General features: G+C 54.7%; 17 protein-coding genes. 6 read left to right on the top strand and 11 right to left on the bottom strand.

Translation table 11 applies throughout. From position 1 onward, the window contains the following. The first annotated feature begins 56 nt into the window (after positions 1-56). The gene (locus RX717_RS05490; RefSeq protein WP_107630768.1) at positions 57-398 is read left to right on the top strand and encodes a GIY-YIG nuclease family protein; all 342 of its coding nucleotides are present in this window, start codon (positions 57-59) and stop codon (positions 396-398) included. A gap of 906 nt (positions 399-1304) precedes the next feature. Here the strand turns inward: RX717_RS05490 and RX717_RS05485 are convergent. The 3 genes from RX717_RS05485 to RX717_RS05475 form a co-directional block, all read right to left on the bottom strand. Beyond that, positions 1305-2030: a hypothetical protein gene (locus RX717_RS05485; RefSeq protein WP_107630769.1), complete on the bottom strand. Its 726-nt coding sequence runs from the start codon at positions 2028-2030 to the stop codon at positions 1305-1307. Then, complete coding sequence (locus RX717_RS05480) at positions 2027-2473, bottom strand: type I-E CRISPR-associated protein Cas6/Cse3/CasE (protein ID WP_159068059.1); 447 nt, start codon at positions 2471-2473, stop codon at positions 2027-2029. The genes RX717_RS05485 and RX717_RS05480 overlap by 4 nt, the downstream gene beginning before the upstream one ends. 102 nt (positions 2474-2575) lie before the next feature. Continuing rightward, on the bottom strand, positions 2576-2707 hold the full coding sequence (locus RX717_RS05475; protein ID WP_107630771.1) for a type I-E CRISPR-associated protein Cas7/Cse4/CasC: 132 nt from the start codon (positions 2705-2707) through the stop codon (positions 2576-2578). A gap of 510 nt (positions 2708-3217) precedes the next feature. Here RX717_RS05475 and RX717_RS15950 point away from each other — a divergent pair. Further along, positions 3218-3520 (top strand): transposase, encoded by a 303-nt coding sequence (locus RX717_RS15950; RefSeq protein WP_442908795.1) that lies wholly within the window; start codon positions 3218-3220, stop codon positions 3518-3520. A 64-nt stretch (positions 3521-3584) separates the two neighbouring features. Then, on the top strand, positions 3585-3746 hold the full coding sequence (locus RX717_RS15945; RefSeq protein ID WP_442908794.1) for a hypothetical protein: 162 nt from the start codon (positions 3585-3587) through the stop codon (positions 3744-3746). 422 nt (positions 3747-4168) lie between these two features. Here RX717_RS15945 and RX717_RS05470 read toward each other — a convergent pair whose 3' ends face one another. The 6 genes from RX717_RS05470 to RX717_RS05445 form a co-directional block, all read right to left on the bottom strand. Beyond that, positions 4169-6556 (bottom strand): ABC transporter permease, encoded by a 2388-nt coding sequence (locus RX717_RS05470; protein ID WP_242977809.1) that lies wholly within the window; start codon positions 6554-6556, stop codon positions 4169-4171. Beyond that, positions 6553-7236: an ABC transporter ATP-binding protein gene (locus RX717_RS05465; protein WP_107630774.1), complete on the bottom strand. Its 684-nt coding sequence runs from the start codon at positions 7234-7236 to the stop codon at positions 6553-6555. The genes RX717_RS05470 and RX717_RS05465 overlap by 4 nt, the downstream gene beginning before the upstream one ends. 73 nt (positions 7237-7309) lie before the next feature. Next, positions 7310-8203 carry a sensor histidine kinase gene (locus tag RX717_RS05460; RefSeq protein ID WP_407923277.1) on the bottom strand — a complete coding sequence of 298 codons (894 nt, stop codon included), beginning with the start codon at positions 8201-8203 and terminating at the stop codon, positions 7310-7312. Positions 8204-8346: 143 nt separating this feature from the next. Further along, entirely contained in the window at positions 8347-9042 is a 696-nt protein-coding gene (locus RX717_RS05455; protein ID WP_107630776.1) for a response regulator transcription factor, read from the bottom strand. Between the two features lie 97 nt (positions 9043-9139). Further along, positions 9140-9643 carry a DUF6933 domain-containing protein gene (locus RX717_RS05450; protein WP_316960608.1) on the bottom strand — a complete coding sequence of 168 codons (504 nt, stop codon included), beginning with the start codon at positions 9641-9643 and terminating at the stop codon, positions 9140-9142. An 11-nt stretch (positions 9644-9654) separates the two neighbouring features. Next, positions 9655-10578 carry a LysR family transcriptional regulator gene (locus RX717_RS05445; RefSeq protein ID WP_054328223.1) on the bottom strand — a complete coding sequence of 308 codons (924 nt, stop codon included), beginning with the start codon at positions 10576-10578 and terminating at the stop codon, positions 9655-9657. A 396-nt stretch (positions 10579-10974) separates the two neighbouring features. Between RX717_RS05445 and RX717_RS05440 the strand changes: the two genes are divergently transcribed. Then, on the top strand, positions 10975-11817 hold the full coding sequence (locus RX717_RS05440; protein ID WP_107632123.1) for an aldo/keto reductase: 843 nt from the start codon (positions 10975-10977) through the stop codon (positions 11815-11817). Beyond that, positions 11793-12584, top strand: coding sequence for a RibD family protein (locus RX717_RS05435; protein ID WP_242977810.1), 792 nt, complete (start codon positions 11793-11795; stop codon positions 12582-12584). The genes RX717_RS05440 and RX717_RS05435 overlap by 25 nt, the downstream gene beginning before the upstream one ends. A 179-nt stretch (positions 12585-12763) precedes the next feature. On the opposite strand, the gene RX717_RS05430 is transcribed toward RX717_RS05435, so the two are convergent. Together RX717_RS05430 and RX717_RS05425 are read right to left on the bottom strand one after the other, a co-directional pair. Then, positions 12764-12931: a hypothetical protein gene (locus RX717_RS05430; protein ID WP_159068061.1), complete on the bottom strand. Its 168-nt coding sequence runs from the start codon at positions 12929-12931 to the stop codon at positions 12764-12766. 260 nt (positions 12932-13191) lie between these two features. Further along, positions 13192-13545, bottom strand: a complete 354-nt coding sequence (locus RX717_RS05425; RefSeq protein ID WP_054326903.1) for a winged helix-turn-helix transcriptional regulator — start codon at positions 13543-13545, stop codon at positions 13192-13194. Positions 13546-13688: 143 nt separating this feature from the next. Between RX717_RS05425 and RX717_RS05420 the strand changes: the two genes are divergently transcribed. Then, positions 13689-14090 (top strand): pyridoxamine 5'-phosphate oxidase family protein, encoded by a 402-nt coding sequence (locus RX717_RS05420; RefSeq protein WP_107630779.1) that lies wholly within the window; start codon positions 13689-13691, stop codon positions 14088-14090. The last annotated feature ends 108 nt before the right edge of the window (positions 14091-14198 follow it).

Below are 14198 nucleotides of genomic sequence, written 5' to 3'. Positions count from 1 at the left end.
ACCGTTATAATATTAGTAAATTAGTAATTTAGTAAATTCAAAGGAAGGAGCTTCCCATGGAAAAGCAGCAGCGGCGCAAAGCCGTGGCAGCCTACAAGGCGCGCCGCCAGCAGGGCGGGGTTTTCCAGATCCGCAACACACAGACCGGACGCATCCTGCTGCGCCGCACGCTCGACTTGCGCGGCAGCGAAAACCGCTTCCAGTTCGCGCAGATGACCGGTTCCTGCACCGACCACGCCCTGCAGGCGGACTGGCAAAACGGTGGCTGGGCATTCGTTTTTGAGGTGTTGGAGGTACTGACCCAAAAGGAGACGCAGACCGAAGCCGAATTCAAAAGCGATATTGAAGCGTTGTTCGAGCTATGGCAGGAAAAGCTGGCGGACGCACCGCAATACTGAAAAAGGAAACGCCCCACCTCCCAGTCTTGTTTTTTCCAAAACCGCTTCGACGCTTGCGGTTTTGGAAAAACGGTGCGCTTTCGGGTGAAATTACTGTCTTACTTTGCGGTACGGTGCGTTAAAATACATTGATTGTCTTGTTCCTATACAAAACTTTGAGGGGGAATAGCGCCATTATATTTTTAGGGGAATCCCCCTTGTGCGAGATCCCCAAAAAACGAAATATGTCTCAGAGTTAGATTGCATAGTGGCTTGGAACCTTCAAACAAGTGTTGAGCAGATACGAAACAGAGCAACGTGTGCCCCAAATTGCTCTTGTTCAGTCATTTGCACAAAAATCAAAATTTACACAGATTACTTGCTGGGAGGTTCTTCTGAAAAAGCCACATTTAATCCCCTGTGTGGCCTTGACTGACCGCCTTTTTACAGAATCTTTTTTGATGTCACAGTGCAATTGCAGCTCGATGCTCCATGCCTATCCTGTGTAATCGATTTGATGAACAAACAGGTCCGAAACAGCATTTTCAAGGTGTAAAAGGATGCCGCTCTGCAATGTATTGTGGCTTTGGGATACGTTTAATGTATCACTTGAAGTACGAATTAACGGTACGGCGTATCATCCCAAACAGATTTCTGTGGAAGTGCATGAAGTAGTCCATACCTACATCAACGAAAGGCAGGAATACCGTTCGCATAGTGGAAACTTGGAACCAACAAAGAATGTCAATTTCTAAATCTCCACTTCGTTAAGATTGAAAGTAGCTACTCCATCCCCGCGTATGCAGAGCCTATCATTGGAACATATTTCCTACAGCGCATACAGGTTTCCTTTGATGATATGTCGTGATACTGTCCGCCTCGAATGCTGCTGAGGTGGTCGTCTCCGCCTTATATAAATCTGCAATATCATATACGAATGACAACTGTTTGCCGGCGTAAATAAAGCCACGCCCTGGAGAGCAGCCCAGCGATACGATTGCAGCATGGCACAAGCCATACCATAAGCATCGCATCGGCTTCCGACATCGCTTGATTGACCGGACCCACCATATCACAATCCTGATTTTTGTAGAAACGCTTATTCCACTTAACGCCAGTTATACGGCGGGCAAGCTCATACGCTTTACGTACGCGGATCCCCTCCATGCCGCGAATTTGCTGCAAGGTCAGGTGATCTGTTTTTACTTTTGGGAAGCGGAGTGCGTACATCCGCCTCACCGCCTGCATATGCAGTTCTTCATCCATGAACAGAGCAGATTCTTTGCGCTTCTCATCTCTCCAATTCCCGCCGCATAAAACAGGTAGTTCCTTCACCGCACCAGATCGCCATACATCCATTTTCACAAATTGCACGAACACCGCATGGGTCACGCTTGTTCCCGATCCAAGCAACAAGCAGGTCATGGCTGCAATCGGAATAGGAAGTCCATCTTTTGGAATGGCAATAATAGCAGCATCATTCTGCTCAATAGCAGCATGCTCCAAGTAGAGATATGTAATGCTGTCCCTTAATTTCGGCAGTTCCTGCAAATTTTTCATCCTTGCCTCCGCAACAAAGGCATTCCCATTCCATATGCTTTTCCAGCACCAATGCATTCTTCCGCCTTGCTCCCGCGCATGATTTCCCATCATGTGGACGCTTTCCTTCTCGTTTGCCTGCAACAGATCAAATCCGTATTGCGCCGCCTTGTGCAAGGGCCATTCCAGCCGCCCTGTTTTTTCACGCAGGATCCGTCGGCGGCTGTTTTAATGTCCCTCCGCCGCCACTTTTTAGTTGGGGCAGTCAGAAGATCTCCCCTCCAAATCTGCCCTAATTCCTTTAACCAATCTGTCAGATCCCGTTCGCCGGCAAAAGCCATCCCTGCAGTCAACGCGCTCTGATCTACTGGTGTAGTTGAATACAGGTACTGCGCCGTCATCCCCCGATCAGCACGCAGGCGGTATAGGATTTCAGATTCTTTTCTGCCGCTTTGAAACAGTCCGCTTACCAGACGGCGCATCTGCTGGCAGTCTCCCATCGCCCGTTGAATCGCGCGCACTTGCGGGCGCAAGTCAATTCTTGTCAGATACATCATTCTCCTCCTTGCTATCACGCCGCGCCACACGCGTCTCTGCTCAAATTGACGGCTGCCCATCTCCCCCCTGCCATTCTGGCGCGTCATCAATGTCAAGTTCGACTACTCCGGTTCGCACTCGTAATGCGACGGAAACTGCGCCCCGCCAAACATGCAGATTTTTGGCACGCCGGTATCGTCACGGTTCAAATTGGTCGGCGGATAATTCTTAATCATGTGGATTTCATACAGCATCAGGTATTTTCTCCTCGTATAATGTATTTACAGACAAAGAATGACCGGAAGGACAGCTTCATCATTGCCCAGATCATGCGCTTCGGACAGTTCTTCGTCACGAATCTGTCACTTGTTTTCAGACACCTTTGGCGCTGCCTCCCAAAAAATACTCTCCCAATATCCCACGCCGGAGGAGTTGTTGTCCATTTCCACCCGCATACTCTCTAATCTTCTGGCGAAAGCCAGCCACGGCCGATTAGGAAAAGAGAAAGCTGCGGCAGCCGATTCTTTCGGGGTGAACTTTGCCAAGGACGCTTTTGTATTTCAGAGCCGGCAACTCATTGAACATTGGCGTTTCTGGAGGGACAAATCGTGGAGCTGGAGGCTCAAATATCCTCTCTGCTGAAGCAGACCGGCAGCTGCATCACTACCATTCCTGGCATTTAGGACATCCTTTATTTTGAGCAAAGCTGGAGACATCCACCGCTTTGACGCCCCAACAAGCTGGCTGCCTTTGCCGGGTTGGATGTGCGGGTCACACAGTACGGAGAGTTTATCGGAACCCGGCAGGAAATTTCCAAACGCGGTTCGCCCTATCTCCGGAAGGCTGTCTGGCTTGCCGCCTCAAGGGCGGCTTTTTACGCCCCCGTTCTCTCAGAGTATTATCAATCCCTCCTTGCCCGCGGCAAACACCATCTCACCACCATCTGCTCTGTTTCCAGAAAGTTATGCAACACCATCCACACCATCCTTAAAGAGGAAAGGCTGTGGCAGCCGGTACCACCCAGATACAAAACGTGTCGAATAATACCGAACAATAGCGACAAATAGCGCTTTTCCTGCTTTACACTTTCACTGCCAGTGGACTACTGTAGAGCGCAGTATCCGAACCGCTGTGGAAAGGGCCTATAAGATCAATCCCATCCTGTTGTGCAAGATAGCTGGCTATCCCCTGACCTGTATCCCTACCGCCTCTGAATTTATTGAGATCATCGCTTCTTACATACTGCATCCCTCTCAACCGCAGACTGCTCCGCGGCACCTTATCATACTCTGATCACTTCTCATCTTTCTTTCACCTTTTTCGTACTAACCTCTTAACTTTTTATAGCTGGTCTTTCCCCTCTCGCACCTCCCTTATTTTCGCCTACACATTGATGGGATTTTACCATTATAGTTAATTGTTAAAATTTCCCTAACAGTGCATCCCAACTGATCTGTCTGGTTAATATTTATTTATCATTTCCCAGCTTTATTATTTCAACTCAATCCGCCATTCTTTTCCATACTATAAATGTTCTCAGTTTTTTGAGCATTTCCATGCAGCATCCGTTTGCAAACCATTTATCGTTTGTCAGACATCATCTCACTTCGTATTCCTGACGCTATTTCATATGGCTTTCTTATAATCCAGCAATATAAGAGCGCCCTCAACCAAATCGTTCAGGGCGCTCCGTTTTTCCATATATGCCAATATTGTCACAATTCGTTTATGGTTTCTGTGATCGCCATACGGCGTATCCGTTTGGACGGCGCATAGACCGCTGCGGCCGTCGCACTCAGCACAAACAGCAAAATGATACAAAGCGCCGGCACCGGCAGGCTCCATGTGTGATAGGGGAAATGACTGGTAATCAACTTGTCATACAGCAGCCTGCTCAGCGACAGCCCTGCCGCGCAGCCTATGATACAGCCGGAAAACGCATAGGTAGCCGCTTCCGCCGCTATCATCCCTGTCAACTGTCGCCCGTCCATCCCCACCGCCCGCATGGCGCCATATTGCTTCATCCTTGCGGACACGCTCATGGAAATGCTGTTGACGATATTGAACACGGTAATCAGGGCGATGACTGCCAGGAACCCGTAGATAAACAGGCTGAATGCCCAATAGGTGCTTCGGTCGCCCTCGTCCCGCCTGTCTGTAAATTCGTACCGGCCGTTTACCAGATCACGGATTGCAGCTACATCCTGGTCGGCCGCGCTCTTCGCCACCTGTATGTCGATGATCGCATAATCCCGCATGCCTGTCAGCCGCGTAAAGGTTTCCTCGGAGCAGATGAGGATGATCTCCCCATCCGTCCGGCCGCTGTTGGAAAACGGGCTGTATTTCAGCATACCGGCGATCTCCACCTCGAAACCGCCGAGCTGGATTTTGTCCCCGACATCAAGCGGAACATCCTTATCCCAGATGGCCAGCACATAGCCGCTGTCCCCATATACCTTGGACAGGTCGCTCCCCTTCCGCAGCATATCATCGTCTGGGAGCCAGCCCAGTTGTGACTCGTCATAAGAAATCAGATCCACCGTCGTCTGCTCTGTATCCACATCGAATGCTGCCGGAATATTTTCCGCATACATCCGCCCATACGCATGCGTCACGCCTTCCATGCCGCTGATTGTGTCTACCAGCGCATGGTTCACCGTATTGGAGTAAGCACTACTTGCGATCGTCAGATTGGGCGCGGACAGCGACGTCGGCAGCAGGCACCCCAGCAGTTCCACCAGCACGGAAAAGCACAGGAACAGGATGATGCTGAGTGCGAACGAGCCCGACATCAGGAACAGGTTTTTCTTTGCCGAAACCGCATGGGAAACACCCAGCGAGGACTCGATCTTCAAAAAACGCGCTTTTGCCCTGTGCGGTTTGCGCTTTCCGCCCGCCGCATTGCCGGACACCGCCGCAATCGGCGAAACCCTTGCTGCGCGCTTTGCCGGGGATTGGGCCGCGATCCAAACCGTCAGCACGCCGAGCACCGCACCGCTGACAATGCCGACTGTGCTCACCCCGAACACCGTGATTTCGGAAAATTCGCCGCCGACCAGATACCGCAGCACCGCGTTCAGACCCCACGCGAGACATGTGCCGAGCAGCACGCCGATCGGCACGGCTGTTTTGCACCAGTTCAGCGCCTCCAGCCGCACAAAGCGGACAACCTGCTGTTTGCTCATGCCGACGCAGCGCATCATGCCGAAGAACTGCGTCCGCTGGGCGATCGTGCTGTTCAGGCTGCCCGAAATCATCAGCACGCCTGCGATCAGCACCAGCAGGAACAAAATAATAACCAGCGGATACACGTTTTTCACCAGCGTATTGTCGCTCAGCCCTGCCAGTCCCATGAGGATAAAGTTCTGCTGGACGTCCGCATCCGCCAGACCGCACTGTTCCTTGATCTCCGCGATCGCCTTTTTCATGTTGGCATGGCTGCCAAACTGCACATAATACGAGGCGCTGCCCGTATCGCCGTTATCCTGCATGATCCTGCGGAACGCGGATATGTTCATGAACACGCCGACCTGATCCTCATCCACCAGCAAGGCTGTCGTCTCGCCGCTGCCGTTGTTGTTGGCGTACCGACTGTCGTCGCTGCGAAAGCCCGTTACACGGAATGTATAGCTGCCGGCAGGCGTGTCCAGTTCCATGCTTTCGCCCACCGTCACACCGAGCAGCTCCTTCGCATTCGGTGTGAGGATGGCTGCATCATCCGCCTGCACACTGGAAGCCTCGTCAAAGTATCGCATGATATCTGTTCGGAAGGGTTCTTCGATACCGCACAGGGCAGCCTGCCTGCCGTCGATCGTATATGCCCTGCTCTGATCGAGGTTGACCACATCATACCACGACGCAGCGGCCACATCCGTGCGTGCGCGGATCGTTTCCGCATCGCTTTCCGTGATATTCCGGATCTGGATATGCCAGTTCCCGTGCGTTTCCTTTGTGTGCATGGTCTCGGACTGCACCAGCATATCCGCCATGCTGAAAATCGCCGTGACAAGGAATACCGCAAAGATGATGCAAAGCAGCGTCATGCGGCTTTGCCGCCGGTGCACCTTCGCCGAAATCGGGATCAGGCTGAGATAGCTCCTCATTCCCGGCACCTCCCGAAATCGGTCAGCACGCCGTCGGATACCCGCAAAATCCGGTCCGCGGTCTGCGCAATGCTCCGGCTGTGGGTAATCAGGATAATGGTCTGCTCATAGCTTCTGGAAGCCTGCTTCAACAGGGCAATGACCTCGCTGCTGTTCTGCGTATCGAGGTTGCCCGTCGGCTCGTCGGCAAGGATCAGCGCAGGGCGGGTGATCAGCGCGCGCCCGATCGCCACGCGCTGCTGCTGGCCGCCGGACAGCTGGCTGGGCAGATGATGGCGGCGCTCCTGCAAATTGAGCACGGTCAGCAGTTCTTCCAGATAGGCTTTGTCCGGTTTCCGGTAGTCCAGCAGGACAGGGAATTCGATATTCTGTTCCACGGTCAGCTCTGGGATCAGGTTAAAACTCTGAAAGATAAAGCCGATGTTCCGGCGGCGGAAAATCGTCAGGCTGCGCTCCTTCATGGAGAAAATATCCCGGCCATCGATCCATACCTTGCCGGAGGTCGGCGTGTCCAGCGCACCGATCAGGTTGAGCAGCGTGCTCTTGCCCGAGCCGGACTCCCCGACCACGGCGACAAATTCGCCTTTGGGAACCGTGAAGCTCGCATTTTTCAATGCATGTACGGCAACTTTGCCGCTCCCATAGGTTTTGCAAACGTTTTGCACCTCTAATAGATCCATTCGGTCTCACACCTCTTTCTGATTCGGTATAGAAAGAGTACCACGCGCGCCCTACTGCCGGATGACACACAGCCTACAATTTTGTAGGAATCAGAAAATTCATGGTAAAGGTCGTGCCGGCGCTCAGCTCGCTGTCCACCTCGATGGTGCCGTTATGCGCTTCCACGATCGCCCTGGTCAGCGCAAGCCCCAGCCCGATCCCCTGCGTATCCTTGGAAAAGCGGCTGCGGTAAAAGCGCTTGAAAATATGCGGCAGGTCCTCCGGGTGGATGCCGCTGCCGTTGTCGCGCACCACGATCTGGACAACCGACGCAAATGCCCGCCATGTGATGCGGATTTCATCACCTTGGGCGGTATGGTCCAGGGCGTTTTTCACGAGATTGCCGACCGCTTCCATCAGCCAGTTCCGGTCGCACCACAGCGTTGCCGCATCATCACCGGACAAGATCAGCGTTTTCCCCTCCTGCGCTGCTCGATAAGCAGACTGTGTTTCGATCCTGCCCATCATTTCGGATATGTTGTGCTCCGCCTTTTCAATCACGATCGTTCCCGCGTCCAGTTTGGTGATTTTGAGCAGGTTCTGGACCAGTGTTTCGATCCGGTCGAGTTCCTGTTCGGAGAGGGACGCAAATTCCCGGATGGTTTGTGCATCGTCTGCATCTTTCTGTATAATGCCGTTAAAGATATTCAGCGCAGCCAGCGGGGTTTTCAGCTGGTGGGAAATATCCGAAATGGTATCCTTCATAAACCGTTTGGAGCGTCTCTCGTTTTCGGCGTGGGCGTTCAGGACAGCGACAAGCGAGTTGACCTCGTGGAACAGGCGGTACAGTTCGCCTTCTTCGTCGCATTCGATCCGGGCGTTCCGGTTCCCCGCGATATAGTCTTTGATCTGCGCCGCGGCGTTTTCGATCATCCTGCTCTGCGCCCGGAAATACAGATACAGCGCAGCGAAAACAGCAATCCCCATGCCGGCACACGACAAAAGCGCATAAACCGCCGCATGCTGTAATTCCATCCCAGCACAGACGACAGAAAAGATGGAAAATGCAGCGATTATCAGCAGCACTGCATAGAGCAGCCGCTTGATTTTCCGGTTCACCAGTATTTTCATCACGCATCCCGCCCCGCTGTATTCCACTTATAGCCCATCCGGCGGACAGTCACGATGTTTTGCGGATTGGCAGGGTCGTCCTCAATTTTCGTGCGCAGCCGGCGGATATAGACCGTTAGGGTGCTGCTGTCGATATAGTTTTCCTCGCAGTCCCACAGCCTGCCCAAAATCTGCTCCGGCGAAAGCACGATGTCTGGGTTCTCCATGAACAGGCACAGCAGCTTGTATTCGCTGGCCGTCAGGTCGATCGGTGCCCCGTTTTTATAGACCTCCCGCTTGAGCTGCAACACCTTGATGCCGTTGGAGTTGAGTTCCGGCTCGGTCCGGCTGAAGTTTTCGCTCCGGCGAAGTAGCGCATTGACGCGGGAAAGGAATACCGCCAGCTTGAAAGGCTTGGTAATATAATCGTCGCCGCCGATGTCCAGCCCCATGGTGATGTCGGTCTCCTCGTCCGCCGCGGTCAGGAACATGACCGGCACCCTGGATGTTTCCCGGATCTTCCTGCACAGATCATAGCCCGAGCCGTCCGGAAGTGCCACGTCCAGAATGACCAGATCATAGGTTCCATCCTGCCACAGTTGTTCCGCTTCCATGCTGGTTCGCGCGATGTCGATCTCATATCCCTGCTTTTTCAGGGCAAATGACAGGCCGCCGATCAGACTCAGGTCGTCTTCTACAAAAAATATCCGCTTCATTGGCTGCTACCATCCTTATCCAATATCCTCCGCCTTTTCATTATACCGCTTCCGTTGGATAATACAACGAACGCGCTTTTACAACGCCGCGGCAGTCTCAGCCCCCAATGTCCACGCGATCCGCTTCAGTCCCGTCCCCAATCCCTCGAATCCCACGCACCGGCCCCGGACGGGCGTTCACGGAATAATCCAGCAAGGGCTGCGCCTGGCAGCTGGTATCCAGCCACAGATCGAGTGCCAGCACATCCTCCCACACCCGATTGAGAAACGCCACTTCCCGCCGGCCATGGGTGCGGGTGGCATACGGCTCCCCCGCCTGACCGAGATACTCCTCAATCCGCGCTGCCGGAAAACCGGCGGCTGTGAGGCTGTCCGTCAGCCCGATACGGAACAGTGCGGGGATATCCGCCCACTGAAAGGGCATCGCATCATAGCGCACGAATGCATAGCGGCTGTGACAATGGACCACGAGCAAGCATTTCCTGCCCCGCAGATCTATCACATGCAGATCCCAGCAAAAGCGCCGGTCCGTCTGTGTGCCGTAGTCGGGCGCTTTCATTTTCAGGAATCGCTGCAGGGGGAAGGTCAGTCCCAGTTCCATTTCACTTCACCTCATGGGGCATGCTGATTTTTCTCCGTCCGAATCCGGTCGGCCGCGCGTTCCGCTGTCCGTACAAACCGCTCCACATCCGGACAGGGCGACGTGGCATAAAGCAGGCCGTATGGAACAGCGTACTCCCACTCCACCGGAAGCGAGACCAGTCCCGGGTGGACATCCTGCCAGCATTCCAGCGTAAGTAGCGCATGCCCGGTTTCTGCGCAGCGGTTGAACACGGAAATATCGTAAAACCGAGGGGTGTCCTCCACCTGGATCTGCGGATGGTTCTTTCGCAGCTCCGCGCGCAGCCTGTCGTTAAGGCCTGAATCCCCCGCCTTCACCATCATCAGGGTCTGCCCATGCAGGTCGGAAAGCGTCAGCCGCTTCTTTGCGGCCAGAGGATGCTCCCGCCGTACCGCCACCATGCATTTATAGGTACCCAGCGCCAGAAAACTGCATTGGTCTAGCCACGCGCGGGAGTCGCACACCCCCACAAGGAAGTCGAACTTCTCTCCCAGTCTGCCAATTTCGGCAAGGATACCCTGATGGTCGTCCTCAAAAGGGACCAGATGGAGCTTGTAGCCGGGGAACGCCCGATTGACCTGGTACCACAGATCCATGAACGGTTTGGCAGGGTTGAGCAGCGAGGTCCCCACGCAGAAGGTGGTTTCCGCATCGGCTGTCGCAGCCCGGGCGCTGTCCACCGACCGTCTTGCGTAGTCCTGTAAAAACCTCGCATCCCGCGCAATCATTTCCCCTGCCGCGGTAAGGCGCACGCCGTGCGGGGTGCGTTCGAGCAGCCGCAAATCCAAATGCGCTTCCAGCACGTCCATCTGTTTCATCACCGCCGTGGCTGAAATAAACAGCCGCTTGGAGGCACTGGTAAAGCTGCCGCAGTCTGCCACCGTCAGGAAGGTAGTAAGTAATGGGTTGAGCATAGCCCCTCCTTATGTATTAACAATAGGTTGATACCATGCTAACACATTGGAGATTCCCCGTCAAGGCTGCCGCTGGTACAATAGCGGAGGACGAACAATTGGCCACCACTCCCACAGAGCACTTGCTCTCCCTCCCCCGGCATCATCGTCACGCCTCTGGAGCTCGACGAATTTAATGGCCCGTGCGGGGATTTTTATAAGAACATGTTCACCAACTGCCCGGCAGACCGCCCCGGCACATCGGGCGAGGTGACGGGTGTGGCCGAGCTGCTCATCGGCAGCCGCAGCGCTTTCATCACCGGCGCGGACTTTCTGGTGGACGGCGGCGCGACCGCCCCTGTATTTTTACGGACCGCTCAAAACATAATTACATCGATCAAAACAGGAGGAAACACCATGGATTATGTAACATTGAACAACGGGGTCAGGATGCCCCAACTAGGCTACGGCGTATATCAGGTGGCCGCGGCTGAAACCGAACGGTGCGTGGCCGACGCTATCCGCGTGGGCTACCGCTCCATCGACACCGCCCAGGCCTACGGCAACGAGCATGGCGTGGGCGACGCCTGGCGCAAGAGCGGCGTCAGCCGTGACGAGCTGTTCCTCACCACCAAGGTATGGATCGCCAACGCCGGCGAGAAAAAGGCTGCTGCTTCCATCGACGCCTCCCTGCAAGCCCTTCAGACCGATTATGTGGACCTGCTGCTCATCCACCAGCCCTTTGGGGATTACTACGGTACCTATCGGGCGATGGAAAAGGCCTACCGCGACGGCAAGGTCCGCGCGATCGGCGTGAGCAATTTCTACCCCGACCGCTTTATCGACCTGACCACCTTTGCCGAGGTAACGCCCGCGGTCAACCAGGTGGAGACCCATGTATTCCAGCAGCAGAAGGTCGCCCGTGAGGTGCTGGCAAAGCATCATACCCAGATCGAATCCTGGGGTCCCTTTGCCGAGGGCCGGAACCAGATGTTCACCAACCCCGTCCTGACCGAGATCGGCGCCAAATACGGCAAAACCGTAGCCCAGACCGCGCTGCGCTTCCTGCTCCAAAGCGGTGTGGTAGTCATTCCCAAGTCTGTCCACGTCAAGCGGATGGAGGAAAACTTCCACGTATTTGACTTTACCCTGAACGAGGACGACATGGCCGCTATCGCCGCCCTGGACACTGCTGAGAGCGCGTTCTTCTCCCACTATGATCCGGAGACGGTGGAATGGTTCATGTCGCTGATGCGATGAGCGTTATTGGAAAGGAGCAGTTCCGCGTGACAAGGCCGTATATTTTCTGCCACATGATGACCTCTCTGGATGGGAAGATCATGGGCAATTACATGAACCATCCTGCCGCCGCAGAAGCCGGCGAAGCCTTTTACCGCATCGCCTTTGGTGAAAAGCCCTATTACCGGCACCAGGGCTGGCTCTCCGGACGGGTGACCACTGATGACAACTTCACCTTTTATGAAAAGCCCGCGCTGGAGGAGAACGCGCTCCCCGTGCCGGACGGGGATTTCGCGGCCCAGCCGGACTTCGGTATGTACTATGTGTCCATCGATCCTGCCGGCCGCCTGGGCTGGAAGGATGCCGTGTTGCACTACGAAACGACCACCGCCCATGTGATCGAGGTGTTGACCGCACGGGCGTCCAACACCTACAAGTCTTTCCTGCGCAGGCTGGGGATTTCTTACATTATCGCCGGAGAGGAAACGCTTGACGCGACCCTGGCTCTGCAAAAGCTGCGCGCGCTGTTCCACATAAATACACTGATGCTGGGCGGCGGCGCGGTACTCAACTGGTCGTTTATCCAAGCCGGCCTGTGCGATGAGGTGAGCGTGGTCATTGCGCCCTGCGCCGATGGTTCCGCCAGCGCCCAAACCCTGTTTATGGAAAAGCCGGGCATCAGCGACGACACTGCCGCAGGCTTTACCCTGCTGGAAGCCAAATCCCTCCCCGGCAGCGCCGTATGGCTGCGCTATAAGGTGGAACGGCAAGGTATACCCCAAGGATGACCATCCCGCACGGTACGCTTCCAGCATCTGGGATGGTATATGCACCCATAAATAATTTGGTAAAACCACAGGGAAAGCGTCAAGGCTATACGGCCTTGGCGCTTTGTTCATTTTGCTGTTTTCCTCCGGTCGTCCCCCATCGGCCGCTCTTTCCGGTTTACACGCCGCTGTCTTCCCGCTTATCCAGCGGACTGGTCATGCGTGATGCTCTGAACAAATTGCGCTGCGGTGGGTGTGAGGTCGTTCAAATCGTTGGCGAACAGGCCAATCTCAAAAGTGATTTCCAGATTAACCGGATATTTCGCATGCCCTGCCGCCAGCGTTTCCGTCATATATTCCGATTCCAATACCGTCCCGCACCATATTGATCGCGGTTTCCGCAGCCTGCACCTGAAGAACCGCGTCGCAGGCATCGGCTGGCGGATATGGTCCAAAATCGTTTCATATTTTATCCTGGGCGCATCCTCCGGCATCGGCTGTGAAACCACCCGATATTTCGCGGAACACGGCGGGCGTGTCATCGCCACCATGCGTAATCCGCAAAAGGCCGGCAGTCTTTCCCGCAGTAAAAAAAGCAGGTCGGGGAAAACCATCCCCGGCCTGCTTCTTATTGTGCGTTTTTCGCCTTGTATGCCTCGCCCCAGTTCCACATGACATCCAGAACCGGCTTGAGGCTGTATCCCAGGTCGGTCAGCGTATACTCCACATGGGGCGGCACCTCCGCAAAAACCCTGCGGGTCAACAGTCCAGTCGCTTCCATCTCCCGAAGCTGCGCGGTAAGGACCTTCTGCGTTACATGGCCGATGGACCTTTTCAGCTCTCCAAACCGTTTTGTTCCCGGCATCAGGTCACGGAGGATCAACACCTTCCATTTATCGCTGATGAGGGTAAGCGTCGTTTCCACAGGGCAGGCCGGCAGTTCCCTTACAGGCTTCCGGCTCACCGGCTTCTCGGCTTCCATCCGTATCCCTCCCTTAGTATCCAAATGGTAACTATGGCACAATATTGTACTTACTTTACAGCAGGGCTGTATGGAAGTATTATAATAGCAGCGGAAGCAAAAAGCAACCCATTCCCACAGAAAACAGTTTGGAGGTCAAAAAAATGAACGAAGTTGTAACATTCCTGATCGAGAATCCGGTGCAGTATCTGGCCACCGTCGGACGGGACGGGAAGGCCAAGTGCCGCCCCTTTATGTTCGCTGGGGAGATGGACAGCAGGCTGTGGTTCTGCACCAACAATCAGAAAGAGGTCTACAAGGATATGCAGGCCAATCCCTGTGTGGAGATCAGCGTCTCCAGCCCCACCTACGCCTGGATCCGCCTGAACGGCAAAGCGGTCTTTGAGGACAGCCTGCCCGCTAAGGAGATGTGTCTCCAAAACCCCATCGTCAAGAGCCAGTACCAAACCGCTGACAACCCCATTTTCGAGGTATTCTATCTGGCCGGTACGCACGCTGTGATCGCTGATTTTTCCGGCAACCCACCGCGGGAATATGACCTGTAAGCCTGCGGACAGCCCTCGGAAGCCGGTCCAAGCCGCCCCGCACAAGCGCTGGCGGCTTGGGCCGCGCGTCCGTTTTCCGTAACCGCCTTTCCGCTTTCACTAGGAGAC

Source organism: Intestinibacillus sp. NTUH-41-i26 (genome assembly GCF_032769475.1).
In the GTDB taxonomy this organism is placed as follows: Bacteria; Bacillota; Clostridia; order Oscillospirales; family Butyricicoccaceae; genus Agathobaculum; species Agathobaculum ammoniilyticum.
Note: the sequence above shows the minus strand (reverse complement) of the source record. Positions and strands in the feature narration are given on the sequence as shown.

What these genes read in the sequence shown, in the direction of transcription:
- RX717_RS05465 (WP_107630774.1), bottom strand. Translation starts at nt 7,236, where the DNA reads ATGGATCTATTAGAGGTGCAAAACGTTTGCAAAACCTATGGGAGCGGC.
- RX717_RS05425 (WP_054326903.1), bottom strand. Translation starts at nt 13,545, where the DNA reads ATGGAAGCCGAGAAGCCGGTGAGCCGGAAGCCTGTAAGGGAACTGCCG.
- RX717_RS05490 (WP_107630768.1), top strand. Translation starts at nt 57, where the DNA reads ATGGAAAAGCAGCAGCGGCGCAAAGCCGTGGCAGCCTACAAGGCGCGC.
- RX717_RS05450 (WP_316960608.1), bottom strand. Translation starts at nt 9,643, where the DNA reads ATGGAACTGGGACTGACCTTCCCCCTGCAGCGATTCCTGAAAATGAAA.
- RX717_RS05470 (WP_242977809.1), bottom strand. Translation starts at nt 6,556, where the DNA reads ATGAGGAGCTATCTCAGCCTGATCCCGATTTCGGCGAAGGTGCACCGG.
- RX717_RS05455 (WP_107630776.1), bottom strand. Translation starts at nt 9,042, where the DNA reads ATGAAGCGGATATTTTTTGTAGAAGACGACCTGAGTCTGATCGGCGGC.
- RX717_RS05440 (WP_107632123.1), top strand. Translation starts at nt 10,975, where the DNA reads ATGGATTATGTAACATTGAACAACGGGGTCAGGATGCCCCAACTAGGC.
- RX717_RS05480 (WP_159068059.1), bottom strand. Translation starts at nt 2,473, where the DNA reads ATGATGTATCTGACAAGAATTGACTTGCGCCCGCAAGTGCGCGCGATT.
- RX717_RS05420 (WP_107630779.1), top strand. Translation starts at nt 13,689, where the DNA reads ATGAACGAAGTTGTAACATTCCTGATCGAGAATCCGGTGCAGTATCTG.
- RX717_RS05475 (WP_107630771.1), bottom strand. Translation starts at nt 2,707, where the DNA reads ATGCTGTATGAAATCCACATGATTAAGAATTATCCGCCGACCAATTTG.
- RX717_RS05435 (WP_242977810.1), top strand. Translation starts at nt 11,793, where the DNA reads ATGGTTCATGTCGCTGATGCGATGAGCGTTATTGGAAAGGAGCAGTTC.
- RX717_RS05485 (WP_107630769.1), bottom strand. Translation starts at nt 2,030, where the DNA reads ATGATGGGAAATCATGCGCGGGAGCAAGGCGGAAGAATGCATTGGTGC.
- RX717_RS05445 (WP_054328223.1), bottom strand. Translation starts at nt 10,578, where the DNA reads ATGCTCAACCCATTACTTACTACCTTCCTGACGGTGGCAGACTGCGGC.
- RX717_RS05460 (WP_407923277.1), bottom strand. Translation starts at nt 8,203, where the DNA reads ATGGGGATTGCTGTTTTCGCTGCGCTGTATCTGTATTTCCGGGCGCAG.